The sequence below is a fragment of the Actinoplanes ianthinogenes genome, from assembly GCF_018324205.1.
GTDB lineage: Bacteria > Actinomycetota > Actinomycetes > Mycobacteriales > Micromonosporaceae > Actinoplanes > Actinoplanes ianthinogenes.
Map to the genome: position 1 here is coordinate 3,959,565 of NZ_AP023356.1, position 16,452 is coordinate 3,976,016.

General features: G+C 71.5%; 10 protein-coding genes. 4 read left to right on the plus strand and 6 right to left on the minus strand.

Features of this window, described 5'->3' with window-relative positions; translation table 11 throughout:
- Nucleotides 1–166: 166 nt before the first annotated feature.
- A complete protein-coding gene (locus Aiant_RS17745; RefSeq protein ID WP_189328440.1) occupies nucleotides 167–1,732 on the minus strand; it encodes an acyl-CoA mutase large subunit family protein in 1,566 nt (521 codons plus the stop codon).
- A gap of 173 nt (nucleotides 1,733–1,905) precedes the next feature.
- On the opposite strand from Aiant_RS17745, the gene Aiant_RS17750 reads away from it, so the two are divergent.
- Nucleotides 1,906–3,822, plus strand: a complete 1,917-nt coding sequence (locus tag Aiant_RS17750) for a serine/threonine-protein kinase (RefSeq protein WP_189328439.1) — start codon at nucleotides 1,906–1,908, stop codon at nucleotides 3,820–3,822.
- Nucleotides 3,823–3,845: 23 nt separating this feature from the next.
- Nucleotides 3,846–5,498: a phospho-sugar mutase gene (locus tag Aiant_RS17755; protein ID WP_189328438.1), complete on the plus strand. Its 1,653-nt coding sequence runs from the start codon at nucleotides 3,846–3,848 to the stop codon at nucleotides 5,496–5,498.
- Between the two features lie 67 nt (nucleotides 5,499–5,565).
- Here Aiant_RS17755 and Aiant_RS17760 read toward each other — a convergent pair whose 3' ends face one another.
- The 3 genes from Aiant_RS17760 to galE form a co-directional block, all read right to left on the minus strand.
- On the minus strand, nucleotides 5,566–6,249 hold the full coding sequence (locus Aiant_RS17760; RefSeq protein WP_189328437.1) for a GOLPH3/VPS74 family protein: 684 nt from the start codon (nucleotides 6,247–6,249) through the stop codon (nucleotides 5,566–5,568).
- Between the two features lie 131 nt (nucleotides 6,250–6,380).
- Nucleotides 6,381–8,420 (minus strand): bifunctional glycosyltransferase/CDP-glycerol:glycerophosphate glycerophosphotransferase, encoded by a 2,040-nt coding sequence (locus tag Aiant_RS17765; protein ID WP_189328436.1) that lies wholly within the window; start codon nucleotides 8,418–8,420, stop codon nucleotides 6,381–6,383.
- Nucleotides 8,421–8,464: 44 nt separating this feature from the next.
- Nucleotides 8,465–9,478: a UDP-glucose 4-epimerase GalE gene (gene galE / locus Aiant_RS17770; RefSeq protein WP_189328435.1), complete on the minus strand. Its 1,014-nt coding sequence runs from the start codon at nucleotides 9,476–9,478 to the stop codon at nucleotides 8,465–8,467.
- A gap of 237 nt (nucleotides 9,479–9,715) precedes the next feature.
- On the opposite strand from galE, the gene Aiant_RS17775 reads away from it, so the two are divergent.
- Nucleotides 9,716–12,538, plus strand: coding sequence for a bifunctional glycosyltransferase/CDP-glycerol:glycerophosphate glycerophosphotransferase (locus Aiant_RS17775; protein WP_189328434.1), 2,823 nt, complete (start codon nucleotides 9,716–9,718; stop codon nucleotides 12,536–12,538).
- Nucleotides 12,531–13,679 carry a glycosyltransferase gene (locus tag Aiant_RS17780; RefSeq protein WP_189328433.1) on the plus strand — a complete coding sequence of 383 codons (1,149 nt, stop codon included), beginning with the start codon at nucleotides 12,531–12,533 and terminating at the stop codon, nucleotides 13,677–13,679. Before Aiant_RS17775 ends, Aiant_RS17780 begins: the two co-directional genes overlap by 8 nt.
- Nucleotides 13,680–13,683: 4 nt before the next feature.
- Here the strand turns inward: Aiant_RS17780 and Aiant_RS17785 are convergent, their stop codons facing one another.
- The gene (locus Aiant_RS17785; RefSeq protein WP_189328432.1) at nucleotides 13,684–14,967 is read right to left on the minus strand and encodes a nucleotide sugar dehydrogenase; all 1,284 of its coding nucleotides are present in this window, start codon (nucleotides 14,965–14,967) and stop codon (nucleotides 13,684–13,686) included.
- Nucleotides 14,964–16,445 carry a glycosyltransferase family 4 protein gene (locus tag Aiant_RS17790; RefSeq protein ID WP_189328938.1) on the minus strand — a complete coding sequence of 494 codons (1,482 nt, stop codon included), beginning with the start codon at nucleotides 16,443–16,445 and terminating at the stop codon, nucleotides 14,964–14,966. Before Aiant_RS17790 ends, Aiant_RS17785 begins: the two co-directional genes overlap by 4 nt.
- Nucleotides 16,446–16,452: the final 7 nt, after the last annotated feature.

Sequence of the window (16,452 nt, forward strand, 5' to 3'; positions counted from 1 at the left end):
GCGAAGGACTTCGTCGGGTTTTGCGACGCGCGACAGCTTAGTCCGTTTTCGGTCACGCTGTGTAACGGTCAGGTAAATAAGCCGGGAGGTCGTCCCGGGCCGCCAACCCATCAACGGGTAGTGAATCGTCGAGGTGACGCGACACACTACGAGTACGTTTCGCGGATCAGAAGCGCTCGACCGGTCGGTAGACGCCCCACACTCCGCGCAAGGTGTGACAGACCTCGCCCACGGTCGCACGGTGCCGCAAGGCGTCCTTCATCAACGGTAGGACGTTCCCGGCTCCGGCGGCGGTCTTCGCCAGATCCGCCAGGGCTCGCTGCACGGCCGGGTCGTCCCGCTCGGCCCGGAGTCGGGCCAGCCGGGCCGCCTGGGCGGCCTCGATGGCCGGATCGACGCGCAGCGGCTCGTACTTCTCCTCGGCGTCCATGGTGAACCGGTTGACACCGACCACCACCCGGTCACCATTGTCGATCTCGTTGGCGATCCGGTACGCCGACTGTTCGATTTCCGCCTTCTGAAAGCCCTGTTCGATGGCGTCGACGGCGGAACCGTACTCGAAGACGCGCTCGATCAGGGCGGTCGCCTCGCGCTCCACCTCGTCGGTCATCGCCTCGACCGCGTAGGAGCCGGCGAACGGGTCGACCGTGCCGGTCAGGCCGCTCTCGTAGGCGAGCACCTGCTGGGTACGCAGAGCCAGCCGGGCGGACTTCTCGGTGGGCAGGGCGATCGCCTCGTCGTACGAGTTGGTGTGCAGCGACTGGGTGCCGCCGGCCACCGCGCCGAGCGCCTGGATCGCCACCCGGATCAGGTTGACCTCCGGCTGCTGGGCGGTGAGCTGCACGCCCGCGGTCTGGGTGTGGAACCGCAACATCATCGACTTGGGGTCCTTGGCGCCGAAGTCGTCGCGCATGATCCGGGCCCACATCCGGCGGGCCGCGCGGAACTTGGCGATCTCCTCCAGCAGCGTGGTGCGGGCCACGAAGAAGAAGCTCAGCCGGGGCGCGAAGTCGTCGACGGCCAGGCCCGCGGCGATCGCGGCCCGCACGTACTCGATGCCGTTGGCCAGCGTGAACGCGATCTCCTGCGCGGGCGTCGCGCCGGCCTCGGCCATGTGGTAGCCCGAGATCGAGATGGTGTTCCACTTGGGGATCTCGGCGCGGCAGTAGGCGAACGTGTCGGCCACCAGGCGCAGCGACGGCTTGGGCGGGAAGATGTAGGTCCCGCGGGCGATGTACTCCTTCAGGATGTCGTTCTGGATGGTGCCCTGCAGGGCCGCGCCAGGCACCCCCTGCTCCTCGGCGACCAGCTGGTACAGCAGCAGCAGCACCGAGCCGGGCGCGTTGATGGTCATCGACGTGGAGACCTGGTCGAGCGGGATGCCGTCGAACAGCTGCCGCATGTCGTCGATCGAGTCGATCGCCACGCCGACCTTGCCGACCTCGCCGTGCGCGATCGGGTCGTCCGAGTCGTAGCCCATCTGGGTGGGCAGGTCGAACGCCACCGAGAGGCCCATGGTCCCGGCCTTCAGCAGCTGGTGGTATCGGGCGTTGGATTCGGCGGCGGTGCCGAAGCCCGCGTACTGCCGCATGGTCCAGGGCCGTTTCGTGTACATCGTCGGGTACACACCGCGGGTGTAGGGGAACTCACCCGGCTGGTCGGCGCCGGCACTCGAAGGGACGTCATCCGGGCCGTAAACCGGCTTGATGGAGAAACCCGACTCTGCGTTCACGAAGTGATCCTAAGGCCTCGTTCAGGTCCGGACGGAGCCCACGGTCGGCCACATGGCCACTACCCAGGGTCGTTTCCCGGTGAACACTGCGGGCGCGACTTTCGTTGCGGCTGACGACCGGGCAAGATAGCTGAGTTGGCCCAGCCCCCTAGACCCCCTCGGTGGCATTCTCAGTGACTCAGATTCCGACGTGGAGCAGCGGTGACGCTGCCTCCCTCAACGGACGCGCCGCCCCGGGCACGCTGATCGGCGGGCGGTACACGCTGCGCGCCGCGGTTGGTCACGGCGGCATGGGCACGGTCTGGCGCGCGGCGGACACGCTGCTGCGCCGCGACGTGGCGATCAAGGAGGTCATCCTCCCGCCGGGTCTGGCCCCGAGCGACCGCGACGCGATGTACGAGCGCACCATGCGCGAGGCCCGGGCCGCCGCCGCGCTGCAGCACCCCGCGGTCGTCCAGGTCTACGACGTCGTCCACGAGAACGGCCGTCCGTGGATCGTGATGGAGCTGCTGGAGGCGCGCAGCCTGGCCGACATGGTGATCGAGGACGGGCCGGTCGCGTCCCGGGTGGTCGCCAAGATCGGCATCGCGCTGCTCGGCGCGCTGGAGGTGGCGCACGCGCACGGCGTGCTGCACCGCGACGTCAAGCCGGCCAACGTGCTGATCTGCTCGGACGGCCGCTGCGTGCTGACCGACTTCGGCGTCGCCCGGATGCCCACCGACGTGCAGCTGACCACGCCCGGCATGGTGCTCGGCTCGCCGCACTTCATCTCCCCGGAGCGGGCCATGGGCCACGACTTCGGGCCGCCCAGCGACCTGTTCTCGCTCGGCGTCACGCTCTACACCGCGATCGAGGGCCGCCCGCCGTTCGACAAGGGCGACCCGATCGAGACCATGCACGCGGTGGTCGAGGACCCGCCCGCCCCGGTGGTCCGGGCCGGCTCGCTGACCCCGGTGCTGATGGGCCTGCTGGAAAAGAACCCGGCTCAGCGGATGGACGTGCAGACCGCCCGCACGCTGCTGCGGCAGCAGCTGGCCGGCCCGCTGGCCAGCAAGAACCCGCCGCACATGATGACCGACCCCTACTCGGTGGTCCCCTCGCCGCGGCCGGTCTCGCCGCCGCCGGCGGCCGCCGAGACCCAGCAGATCCCGCCCAGCGGCCAGATCGGCGGCCGGGCCATGCTGGCGCCGGGCGAGTCGCTCACCGACCACCTGACCAAGCTGGAGCAGCAGAACGCGGCCGGTGGCCGGCGTCGCGCCCCGGAGCCGGCCGAGGCCGGTTTCCCGACCGGCGCCATGCCGGCCCACCAGGTCCCGCAGCCGGACGGCGCGACCAGCGTCATCCCGCCGCAGGGCAGCTGGCAGCCGCAGGGCGCCCGGCCGGGCACCGTGGTGACCAGCCCGGCCGCGAAACGCCGGATGGCGTTGCAGAACGCGGTCCAGTCGGTGAAGGACACCACCGCCCGCGCGGTCGCGACCTTCAAGGGCTGGCCGCGCAACAAGCAACTGGCGGTCGGGGGTGGCGGCGCCGCCGCGGTGCTGGCGCTGATCCTGATCGTCTCGCTGACCGGCGACGGCGACGGGGCGCCGGCCGCGACGCCGACGGTCGCCCCGGCGACCAGCGCGCCGGGCTCCGGCGCGGCCGCCGACACCCAGGACTACAAGGGCAACAAGGCCATCACGGTGAAGGTGCCGGCCGGTTGGAAACGGACCGCCGGCAAGACCTACGTGGATTACATCGACCCGGACGACGAGCTGCGCAAGGTGCGGGTGCTGGCCGAGGACGGCAAGGCCTCGCCGACCCGGTTCGTCACCGAGATCGCGCCGAACGGGTTGAAGAAGTCGAACAACTGCCCCAAACCGTTCAAGTCGCTGGGCAGCACCACCGACGGGGTGCAGATCGCCGGCCACCCGGCCGCGCAGTTCGAGTACACCTGCGGCACGGGCGACGCCATGCGGCACGGCATCTGGCGGATGACGCAGGTCAACGGCACGATGTACTCGTTCTTCCTGTCCACGCCGGCGGCCGAGTTCGACGACAGCAAGAAGTACTTCGAGGCGATGGCGGAGAGCTTCCAGCTCAACCTGTGACCGCTCTGTGCTATCAATCCGGAATGGCACCAGAAGTTGATATTGACCTGAGGGCGGCGGCCGAAGCCTGGCTCGCGGACGATCCGGATCCGGCGAGTCAGGACGAGCTGCGTGAGCTGATCGACGGTCTCCCGGCCACCGCCGCGGAGCTGCGCGACCGGTTCGCCGGACCGCTCACCTTCGGCACCGCCGGCCTGCGTGGCCGTCTGCGCGCCGGACCTAACGGGATGAACCTCGCGGTGGTCACCCGGGCCGCGGCCGGCCTGGTGGCCTGGCTGGCCGCCCAGGGCGGCGACGGGCCGCTGGTGATCGGCTACGACGCCCGGCACGGTTCCCGTGAGTTCGCCGAGCGGACCGCCCGGGTGGCGACCGGCGCCGGGCGCGCCGCGCTGCTGCTGCCCGGGGTGCTGCCCACCCCGGTGCTGGCCTACGCGGTGCGGGCGCTGGACGCGGTGGCCGGCGTGATGGTCACCGCCAGCCACAACCCGCCGCAGGACAACGGTTACAAGGTCTACCTGGGCGCGGCGCTGGGTGGCCCGGCCGGGGACGGCGCGCAGATCGTGCCGCCGGCCGACGCCGGCATCGAGGCGGCCATCCGGTCGGTCGCGAGCGCCGCCTCGGTTCCGCTCGGCGACGCGGGCACGGTTCTCGACGACAAGATCATTTCGGCGTACGTACGGAGCGCGGCGGCCGTGGTGGACCCGGACGGACCCCGCGACCTCGTCGTGGCGTACACCCCGCTGCACGGCGTCGGCGGCGACACGCTGGCCACGGCGTTCACCGCGGCCGGGTTCACCCGCCCGGCCGTGGTCGCCGACCAGGCCACGCCGGACCCGGAATTCCCCACCGTCACGTTCCCCAACCCGGAGGAGCCGGGCGCGATGGACCACCTGGTCGCGCTGGCCGGCAGCACCGGGGCGGACCTGGCGATCGCCAACGACCCGGACGCGGACCGCTGCGCCGTGGCGATCCCGGGCCCGGACGGCTCGTGGCGGCCGCTGCGCGGGGACGAGCTCGGGGTGCTGCTGGCCGATCACCTGATCCGGCGCGGGACGCCCGGCACGTACGCCACCACGATCGTCTCGTCCACCCTGCTCGGTCGCCTGTGCGCGGCCCGGGGCGTGCCGTACGCGGAGACGCTGACCGGCTTCAAGTGGATCGTCCGGGCCGCCGAGGACCTGGCGTTCGGTTACGAGGAGGCGCTGGGTTACTGCGTCGCCCCGGCCATGGTGCGCGACAAGGACGGGATCACCGCCGCGCTGACCGTGGCCGAGCTGGCCGCCGGGCTCAAGGCGCGGGGGCACACCCTGGCCGACCGGCTGGACGAGCTGGCGGTCGAGTTCGGCGTGCACGCCACCGATCAGCTGTCGGTGCGGGTGGACGACCTGGCCGAGATCGGCGCCGCGATGGGCCGGGCGCGGAGCAACCCGCCGGCCACGCTGCTCGGCGCGCCGGTGAGCGAGGTGCTCGACCGGCTGCCGGAGAACGACGTGCTGACGTTCCGCACCGCGACGGCCCGGGTCGTCATCCGTCCTTCGGGGACGGAGCCGAAGCTCAAGGCGTACCTCGAAGTGGTGGAGCAGGCCGGCGACGGTGACGTGGCCGCGGCCCGCAACCGTGCCTCCGCCGGGCTGTCCGCGCTGCGCGCGGAGATCGCGACGGTCCTCGGCGTCTGATCCGCCGCCCTGGTTTCTGGCCGGCCCGGGCCGGCCAGAAACCGGGCGCTGACCTCCGGTCCGGGTGTCAGGAGACCTTGGGGGTGCCGAGCGCGGCCGAGATAGCCTTGCCCAGGGTGGCGACCACCAGCGCGACGCTGGGTCGCACGATCGAGTCCTCCATGGCCGCGCCACCGGCGAACCCGGCGCCGGCGGAGATCGCCTCGAGCCGGCGGTGGGCGTGCTCGGCCTGCTCGGCGGGGAGTTTCAGGGCCGGCTCCATGCGGGCCGCGCAGAGCAGGGTGGCCAGCGCCGCGGTCCGCTCGTCGGGCACCTGGTCGCTGGTCAGCGCGTCGGCGAGGCGACCCCGGATCTCGGTCTCGTAGGCCGGGTCGGTGGTCGGGTAGCGGTGCACGTGGATGAAGTCCAGCTGGGTCTCGTCGACGTCCTTGATCACGCCGCGGGCGCACAGGTCCTCCAGGACCCGGGTGCGCAGCCGGTGCCGCAGGCGCTGCAACCACTGCGCCGGGGTGTGCGGCGGGTCTCCGGCGATCTTGGTGAGCACCGCGTCGGCGATGGTGTCCCCGATCGGCGACGGGTCGGCGACCTTCAGGTAACCGTCGACATAGGCGACCCGGCCCGCCAGCGCGAGATCGATCAGCACAGCCGCGGCCATGCCGAGATCGAGCCCGATCCGGGAGCCGGTCGCTTTACCCGTCTGATCGTCGTACGCGAGAAGTAGAAGTTCCTCGGCGAGCGGAATGGAGGTCATGGAGAAAACATAACGGCTGTGCGCTCCACCGCCAGTGGTCGGTTGGGGGGCATCCCGGTTGCTAACGCCGGCCCGGTGGATCATGCGAGGCCGACCGCCGGGCATGCCGGAAAAATCGTCCGATCGGGGGATCATCGGCCGAACACTCGGCGGACCACCCGCTCGGCGGCGTGTCCGTCCTCCAGGGAGCAGAATCGCTCCCGGAACCGGGCCCGTGCCGCGGTCGCCCCGGCGCTCGTCACCTGCCCGCCGCGGAACGCCTCGACCAGCTCGGTGAAGGTCCGGACGAAGGTTCCGGCGTGCTCCGTGGACAGATCGAAGGAGACCCCGCGGACCGCCCGGTAGACCTCCCAGTCCGGCGCGAAGATCACCAATGGCCGGTCCAGCACCGCGTAGTCGAACATCACCGAGGAGAAGTCGGTGATCATGGCGTCCGAGGCCAGGCTGAGCTGCTCGATCGACGGGTGCCGGGACACGTCGAGGACCCGCGGGTGCCGGGGCGGGAAGCCCAGCGAGTCGTAGAAGTAGTGGCCGCGCAGCAGCACCCGGGTCTCCGGGCCGAGCGCCTCGGCCAGCTCGTCGACGTCCAGCACCGGGGTGAAGACCGGGTGCCACTCGCGGTGGGTGGGCGCGTAGAGCACCACCCGCTCGTGCGGGGCGATGCCCAGCGCGGCGCGGGCCGCGGCGGTGTCCGCGGGGGTGGCCAGGGCGAGCCGGTCGTTGCGCGGGTAGCCGGTCTCCAGGGTCTGCCCGGTGATCGGGAACTGCCGGTCCCAGAGCAGCGTGGTGTGCCGGTTCGCGGAGACGCTGAAGTCCCACTTGGCGATGTTGCGGCGCATCCGGTCGATGTCGAAGCCGCCCAGCGAGGCCGGGAACCGGGGCTGGTCCAGGCCCATCGTCTTGAGCGGGGTGCCGTGGTGGGTCTGCACGTGCACCTGGCCGGTGCGCTTGACCACGTACGGCGGGAAGGTGGCGTTGTTGATCAGGTACTTGGCGCGGGCCAGGGCGCGGAAGTACGCCCGGGTGCCGGGCCGGACGACCGGCACGCCGTCCGGGACCTCGCGGCCGTTCTTGATCACCCAGACGCCCGTGACGTCCGGGACCAGCTCGGCGGCCTTCTCGTAGATCGCCGCCGGGTTGCAGGCGTAGCCGCGGTACCAGTACGCGGCGTAGACCGCGAGCTTCTCGTCGATCGGGCGGCGCAACTGCGCCTGGTAATACAGCCGGAGCAGAGCCTTGCGCGCGGTGCGGCGCCCGCGGCGCAGCGGGCGGCGCAGGCGGCTCGGCAGCGCGCGGGCGACCCGCCACACCCGGTACGTCCGGTACGCGTCGTGGGCCAGCAGCCGGAACCGCATGCCGTCCAGGGGGCCGGTCCGGTGCCGGCGCAGCAGGGCCGCGATCCGGCCGAACATCGTGCGCCGGTCGCCGGGCGGGACCAGCCCGCGCCGCAGCACGCCGAGCAGGTCGTCGACCGCCCGGACCAGGGTCCGCGGGCCGGCCCCGGGCAGGCCGAGGACGTGCTCGTACTGGGTCACCGCGTCGGCGTGCGCCGGGGACGGGGTGCCGCGCAGCGCGCCCGGCCGGTCCGGGCGGAACACGTAGCAGGCGTGCTCGACGGTGGCGACGGTCGCGGCGGCGGCCAGCACGTCGTACGAAAAAGCGATGTCCTCGTAGCGGCCCGGCCGGAACCGGATGCCCGCCTCGGTGAGGAACTGCCGCCGGACGATCAGACCGCCCAGCGGGACGGGCGGCGCGGCCAGCGCCGCCGTCCCGATCGGCGTGCCCGACGGGGCGGTCCACCGGCTCACCTTGCGGTTCCACGCCTCCCGGGCCACCCCGACGACCAGCACGTCCGGTTTCTCGGCGGCCAGCCGCCCGGCGATCACCGGGAGCGCGCCGGGCACGATCCGGTCGTCGCCGTCGACGAACCACACGTAGTCGCCGGTGGCCCGGTCGAGGCCGGTGTTGCGGGCCTCGCCCGGGCCGCCGTTGCTCTCCCGGTGCACGACGACGAGGCGCGGGTCGGTCGCCGCGCGCTCGTCGAGCAGGGCGCCGCAGTGGTCGGGAGACGCGTCGTCGACCGCGATCACCTCGGCGTCGGCGCCGATCGATTCCAGGCACTCCGACAGATATCCCTGCACCCGCCAGACGGGCACCACCACGGTGAGCATGCGTGCGCTTTCAGTTGTCAGTGCTCGGGCAGGTCAGGCCTTTGCTAGGGCTTGCCGGCCAGGTCGGGAAGGATCCGCTCGCGCTGGGCGAACCAGTTCAGCGAGTCCCGGATGCCGTCCGCGACGCTGTGCTCGGCCCGCCAGCCGAGCAGGTCGGCGGCCCGGCTGCTGCGGGTGTAGGCGCCGGCCGAGTCGCCGGGGCGGCGCGGCGCGTGCTCGATCGCCACCGGGCGGTCGGCCACCTGGTTGAACGCCTCGACGAACTCCAGCACGGTGGTGCCGGTGCCGGTGCCCAGGTTGATCGCCAGCGAGCCGGCGCTGTCCGCCGGGAACAGCTCGTCGAAGACCTCCAGGGCCCGCAGGTGGGCGCCGGCCAGGTCCCAGACGTGCACGTAGTCACGGATGCCGGAGCCGTCCCGGGTCGGGTAGTCGACGCCGGTGACCGGGAACGGCCGGTCCGCCCGGTACGCCTCGATCAGCTTGCCCAGCGCGTGGCTCGGCGACGGCAACTGGAGGCCGGTCCGCATCTTCGGGTCGGCGCCGATCGGGTTGAAGTAGCGCAGCGAGAGGACGCGCAGCGGGGTGGCCGCGGTGATGTCGCCCAGCATCTGCTCGACGATCAGCTTGGTCCGGGCGTACGGGCTCAGCGCCGTCAGGTTCGAGTTCTCGTCGACGGTGAAGTCCTCGCCGGGCTCGTAGATCGAGGCGGACGAGCTGAACAGCAGCCGGGTGACGCCCTTGGCGATCAGGTGGTCGACGAACTCCAGGGTCTTGGCGACGTTCTCCCGGTAGTAGTGCACCGGGTGCTCGACCGACTCGGGGACCACGATCAGCGCGGCGCAGTGCACCACGGCGGTGATGTCCGGGTGCTCCGCGAAGACCCGGTCGAGCACCGCCGGGTCGGCGATGTCCCCCTCGTAGAACGGCCGGCCCTCGCAGAACTCGCGGCGCCCGGTGACCAGGTTGTCCAGAATTACCGGTTGGTGGCCGGCATCGAGCAGGCACGACGCGATCGTGCTCCCGATGAACCCCGCGCCTCCCGCGATGAGCACCTTCACGCGAAACATCCTCTCGATCTGCGATTTCCGGGGACGAGGCTAGCCGACCACCTCACCGTGGCGGGTATGACGTTCACCCGGGCGTGATCGCGAGAAAGGGCCTGTGTCCCTAGCTGTAACCTATGATGCTGACCGCCGTGGACCCCGCGCCCCCTGTCCACAACTTCCGCTCTTCTGAAGTCGAAGGACCCCTCACCCGTGACCTCGCCTGACCCACGACCGCCGGATGTCACAGTCGTGGTCATCGTGTACAACGACGCGAAACGGATCGCGACAGCGGTCCAGTCGGTTCTTGATCAGTCGCTGCGCAGCCACGAGGTCATCGTGGTGGACGACCACAGCACGGACGAGACGCCCGCGGTGATGGAGAAGATCGTCGCGAAGCACCCGGACCTGGTGCGCTTCATCCGCCTGCCGAAGAACTCGGGGCACTGCGGGGCGCCGCGGAACGCGGGGGTGGCCCAGGCGCGCGGCCGCTTCATCATGTTCCTGGACAGCGACGACACCCTGGACCGGCACGCCTGCCGGAACATGGTGGCCGAGGCCGAGCGGACCGAGGCCGACCTGGTGATCGGCCGCTGCGTGCGGGTCGACGTGGCGACCGGCCGGGAGACCTCGTGGATGCCGTGGCTGGTCCACCAGAAGGTGGTGTACTCGTCCATCCACGAGCAGCCCGACCTGCTCTACGACGTGCTCTCCACCAACAAGCTGTACCGCAAGGACTTCCTGAAGCGGGAGAACCTGGTCTTCCTGGAGGACCGGCTCTACGAGGACAACCTCTTCTCCGCCTCGGCCTACCTGGCGGCCAAGAAGATCGCGGTCATCCCGCAGCGGATCTACAACTGGATGATCGAGACCAAGGCGGCCAACCTCTCGATCACCCGCCGCGCCGCCGACCTGCGCAACATCACCGACCGGATCGCGGTCACCAAGCAGATCGACGAGCTGCTGCACGCGCACGACGCCGACGAGCTGCGGTTGCAGAAAGACATCCGGTTCATCGAGAACGACCTGCGGGTGCACCTGGCCCGGCTCAGCCAGCTGCCCGAGGAGAACCAGCAGGCCCTGGTCGAGACCGCGCGGCCGTACGTGCAGACACTCCAGGAGGAGGCGTTCCGGCGGGCCAAGCCGCTGCCCGCGATGGCCGCCTACCTGGTCCGGCAGGGTGACCACCGGGGCGTCGCCGCGGTGCACGACTACCTGGTGAACCGCGGGATCAAGGCCCGGCTCACCACCGACCTGGTGATCGACGGCGGCCGGGTGTACTGGACCGACCGGCACCTGGACGACGCGCTGGGCCGCGACGTCCTGGACGTCACCGAGATGGGCTTCCAGGACCGGCCGATCAGCAAGCTGCGGCTCGGCAGCGAGATCCGCGAGGTACGCCTGTCCGGCGAGAAGGTCGTCCTGACCGGCGTCTTCACCAACCCGCTCGGCCGGATCGGCGCGGAGGGCAAGCCGAAAGCCCGGCTGATCTTCGAGAACCGGCGGAACAAGCAGCGCTCGTTCGCCACCGGGGTGAAACTGGCCGTCGGCGAGCACCGGGTCACCTGGACCGCGTCGTTCGACTCGGCCGCGCTGCTGCGCCCGGTCGGCCTGGTCGACCCGGTGTGGTCGGTCAAGCTGGCGCTGCACACCGGCGGCGAGGTCGCCAACCTGGCGCTGTTCGCCGACCCCGAGGTGATGGACCAGCTCAAGCTGCCGACCCGCCCGCGGCTGAGCCGGCTGACCGCCGACGTCTTCGAGGCGTACCAGGCGGACGGCCTGAACATCGCGTTCCGGCTGGCGGCCGAGGGGTCCGCGGCCAAGGCCGGCGCCTCGGTGATCACCGCGGTGCGCGACACCCACCTCGGCGACCGGGCCTGGGGCCTGGTGGCCGAGTTGCAGCGGACCACCCGGCAGAAGAAGAACCAGCGCGCCACCAAGCTGTCCTGGTACGAGAACGTCTTCACCAAGATGCCCATCAAGAAGGGCAGCGTGGTCTTCGAGAGCCACATGGGCAAGCAGTACTCGGACAGCCCGCGGGCGATCTACGAGGAGATGAAGCGGGCCGGGATCAAGTTCGACCCGATCTGGGTGCACGCCGACCCCAACCCGACCGGCTTCCCCAAGGACGTCAAGCTGGTGCATCGGCAGTCGTACGCGTACCTGCGCGCGCTGGGCACCGCCGAGTTCTGGATCGACAACCAGGGCTTCCCGCACGACCTGCGCAAGCGGGCCGGGACCACGTACATCCAGACCTGGCACGGGTCGGCGTTCAAGCGGATGGGCTTCGACCAGGCCGCCGTGAAGCAGCAGACCGAGAAGCAGCAGGAGCGGCTCCAGACCGCGATCGACCGGTTCGACTACTTCCTGGTGCGCTCCGAGCACGACGTGCGCACCCTGGCCAAGGGCCTGCGGATCGGCGCCGAGCTGCTACGCGTCGGCTACCCGCGCAACGACGCCCTGGTGAACAACGACAACCAGGCCGAGCTGGCGCAGCTGCGCAAACAGCTCGGCCTGACCGACGGGCGCAAGGTGGTGCTCTACGCGCCCACCTTCCGGCCCGAGGAGGTCAACCGGAAATCCGGCCTGGAGCTGCCGTTCGACCTGGGCGACTTCGTGCACCGGTTCGGTGAGGAGGTGGTGCTGCTGATCCGCCCGCACTACCTGGTCTCGTTCGCGCTCCCGCCGGCCTACGAGCACTCGGTGCGCAACGTGCAGCACGTGCACGACGTGACCCCGCTGATGCAGATCGCCGACGCGCTGATCACCGACTACTCGTCGCTGATGTTCGACTATTCGCTGCTCGACCGTCCGATGATCTTCCACGTCCCGGACTACGACGACTACGTCAACACCAGCCGGGGCGCCTACTTCGACCTGGCCACCACCGCGCCGGGCCCGATCACCCAGACCTCGGACGAGCTGCTGGCCGCGGTCGCCGACCTGGACGGGAACCTGACGGCGTACGCCGCCAAGCGCCGGGAGTTCGTGGCCGAGTACGGCGAGTTCGACACCGGCCAGGCCGCGAAGGCCGTGGTGGACCACTTCTTCCGGACGGGGAACCGGCGTGGCTGACAACCGAGACGTCTTCCTGGTCGTCAACAGCGTCGACGAGCTGGGCGGGCTGACCAAGTGGGCGCACGACATCGCCCACCTGTTCACCGCCCGTGGCCACCGGGTCACCATGATCGGCGTCGAGCCGGCCACCGACTTCCGGGACTACGGCAGCGACCTGCCGTTCGAGAAACACACCCTGCACGCCGAGAAGCTGCCGCGCCGGCACAAGGTCACCGGCCTGGCCGCGCTGAACCCGGCGCACGCCCGGCAGGTCCGCCGGCGCGAGCAGCTCTTCGAGGGCGGGGTGGCCCGGCTCAACGAGCTGCTGCGCACCGGCGGTCCCGGTTCGGTGGTGATCGCCGCGCAGGTCTGGGCGGCCGAGTGGGTGGTCGCCGCGGACACCACCGGCATGCACGTGATCGGCATGTCCCACGAGTCCTGGGCGGCGTGCAAGGCGAGCAGCCGGTTCCCCCGGGTGCTCAAGTACTACGGCGACATGGACATGCACCTGTCGCTGACCGAGGCGGACTCGGACGCCTGGGCCCGGTCCGGCATGTCGAACGTCGGCGCGATGCCGAACCCGTTGATGACGGTGCCGAAAACCAAGCCGACGCTGGACGAGAAAACCCTGGTCACACTCGGCCGGCTGAACCACGAGAAGGGCATGGACCTGCTCCTCGAGGCGTGGGCCCCGGTCGCCGCCCGGCACCCGGACTGGCAGCTGAAGGTCTTCGGCGCCGGGCCGGACGAGCAGATCCTGCGCACCCAGGCCCGGGACCTCGGCCTGGACGACACGGCGATCTTCCAGGGCACCACGACCGACATCGACGGCGCGCTCAGCTCCGCCTCGGTCTACGTGCTGCCGTCGCGGGCCGAGGGCTTCCCGATCGCGGTGATGGAGGCGATGGCGTACGGCCTGCCGACCGTGGCCTTCGACTGCGCCCCGGGCATCCGGGAGCTGATCGAGGACGAGGTCAGCGGCGGCCTGGTGGTCACCGCGGGCAACGTGCCGGGCTTCACCGCCGGGATCGAGCGGCTGATCGACGACCGGGAGCTGCGGGCCAAGCTGGGCTCGGCCGGCCGCGAGTCGGTGCAGCGGTACAGCCCGGACAGCATCATGGACCGCTGGGAAGCCGTCTTCACCCTGCTGGACAGGTAGCCGGCTAGCCGCCGATGAGCAGGCGGCGGATGGGGGCCAGGCGGGTGGGGTCGGTGATGCGGCGGCCGTCCACCAGCACCGTCACACCGGGCAGGTCGGCGGGGGTGAGGGTGCGGTACTCCGCGTGGTCGGCCTGCACGATCGCCGCCTCGACCGGCTCGCCGGTCCAGGCCGGCAGGCCCAGCGCGGTCAGCTCGGCCTCGCTGTACATCGGATCGGCGACGTACGCCGTGGCCCCGCGCCGCCGCAGCTCGGCGACCGTGGGAAAGACCCCGGAGAACGCCGTCTCCTTCACCCCGCCCCGATAGGCCGCGCCGAGCACCAGCACCGCCCGGCCGGTCAGCGGCCCCAGCGCGGCGGCGAGCAGGTCGACCGCGTACCCGGGCATCCCGGCGTTCGCCTCCCGGGCCGCCCGGACCACGGTGGCCGCCGGGTCGTTCCACAGGTACAGCCGCGGGTAGACCGGGATGCAGTGCCCGCCGACCGCGATCCCGGGCGTGTGGATGTGGCTGTACGGCTGCGTGTTGCACGCCTCGATCACCGCGTGCACGTCGATGCCGAGCGTGCCGGCGTACCGGGCGAACTGGTTGGCCAGCCCGATGTTCACGTCCCGGTACGTCGTCTCGGCCAGTTTCGCCAGCTCGGCGGCCTCGGCACTGCCCAGGTCCCAGACGCCGTTGGGCCGGGACAGGTCGGCGCGCTCGTCGAAGTCCAGCACCGCCCGGTAGAACGCGACCCCGCGCGCCGCCGACGTGGCGTTCACCCCGCCCACCAGTTTCGGGTACTTCCGCAGGTCGGCGAAGACCCGCCCGGTGAGCACCCGCTCCGGGCTGAACACCAGGTCGAAGTCCTCGCCGGCGACCAGGCCGGAGCCCTCGCGCAGCAGCGGCGCCCAGCGCTGCCGGGTGGTGCCGACCGGCAGCGTGGTCTCGTAGCTGACCAGCGTCCCGGGGCGCAGCCCGCGGGCGATGTCCCGGGTGGCCGACTCCATCCAGCCGAAGTCCGGCTGCCCGCCGTCGTCGACGAAGAGCGGCACCACCACCACGACGGCGTCCGACCGGGCGACCGCCGCGCTGGTGTCGGTGGTCGCGGTGAGCAGGCCGGCGGTGACCGCCTCCTTGAGCCGGATGTCCAGGTCGGCCTCGCCGGGGAACGGGACCAGGCCCTCGTTCACCGACCGGACGGTCGGCTCGGCCACGTCGGCGCCGAGCACGGTGTGCCCCTTGCCGGCGAACTGGACGGCGAGCGGCAGTCCGATCTTGCCCAGGCCCACCACGCAGATCCTCATCCGACCCTCTCCTCCAGCAGTCCCCGGTAGACGTCGATCAGCACCTCGGCCTGGCTGTCCCAGGTCCAGGTATCGAGCAGGCCGGGCTTCTCGTACGCCGCCCGGTAGGCCTGCGGGTCGGCCAGCACCTGCCGCACCGCCCGCAGGTAGTCGTCCAGATCCTGGGCCCGGAACACCTCGCCCTGCCCGGTCTCCCGCACCGCCGCGGCCATCGTCCGCACGTCGCTGACCACCAGCGGCAGCCGGGCGTGCGAGTACTCGAAGAACTTGGTGATCAGCGCGATCTCGTGGTTCGGCCAGTGGTGGATCGGGATCACCCCGGCGTCCGCCCCGGCCAGCATCGGCACCACCTGCCAGTGCGGCACGTAGGAGAGGATGTGCAGCCGGTCCCGGACGCCGAGCTCGCCGGCCCGCTTGCCCAGCCCGGTCAGGAACGCGCCGTGGTGGTTGTTGGTGACCAGCGCGACATGCACGCCGGGCTGCCGGGGCAGCGCCTCGACCATGATGTCCAGGCCGCGTTGCGGAGCGGCGGCGCCACTGTAGACCAGCAGCGGGGTGTCCGGGCCGACGCCGCACATGGCGCGCAGGTCCGCGCCCGGCTCGGCGGGCTCCTCCGGCCCGTGGTCGAAGGCGGGCGCGTTCAGGATCACCCGGGGCGTGCCGCGCAGGCCGTGCGCCGTGCGCAGCATGCCGGCCAGGTCGTCGGAGACCGTGGTGACCGCGTCGGCGTACGGCGCGTACTCCCGCTCGTGCGCCATGTGCCCGAGCCGCCAGCGGGCGTGCTCGGTCCACGGGCGGACCCCGGGCAGGAACTCGTGCGCGTCCCAGACCAGCTTGACGTCGCGCCCCCGGGCCCGGGCGCGGATCTTGGCGCGGGCGCCGACGCCGAGCATCCGGAAGTCGTTGGCGTGGATCAGATCCGGATCAAGACCATCGACCACCTTTCCGTACGCCAGCTCCCAGTCCCACAGCCCGGGCTCGATCCGCCGCCACGACCGGTCGCCCAGCGTGGCCTGCCAGAACCAGGTGTAGAGCCGGTCGGCCGGGGTGTCCAGCCGCTTGCGGGCGGCCCGCGACCGGGTGGTCTGCCGCCGGCGCAGGGTCACCCACTTGCCGGTGGCCCGGGCGGCCAGCGACTCGGCCCGCAGCAGTGCCGCGGCCGGCCCCTGCGGCCCCATCGCCCGGCGCACCTGGAGGTCGGCCTTCCACGCCTTGACCGCCTGGGCCCGCTGCGTGCCGACCCCGGTCGGCGGGTACGCCAGCGGCGCCGCCACCCAGGGCCGGCGGAACTCGTGCGGGCGCTTGTGCAGGGGCGTCGGCATCGGCACCAGCCGGACCTGCGCCGGCCCGAGGGTCCAGGTGTGCTCCTTGCCGTCCGGCGACCGGCCCAGCAGGGTCACCTCGAAACCGGCCTCGGCGGCCGACCGGGCCTGCTTCTGCACCCGCGAGTCGCCGTGCACGCCGTTGTCGACGAGCATGACGATC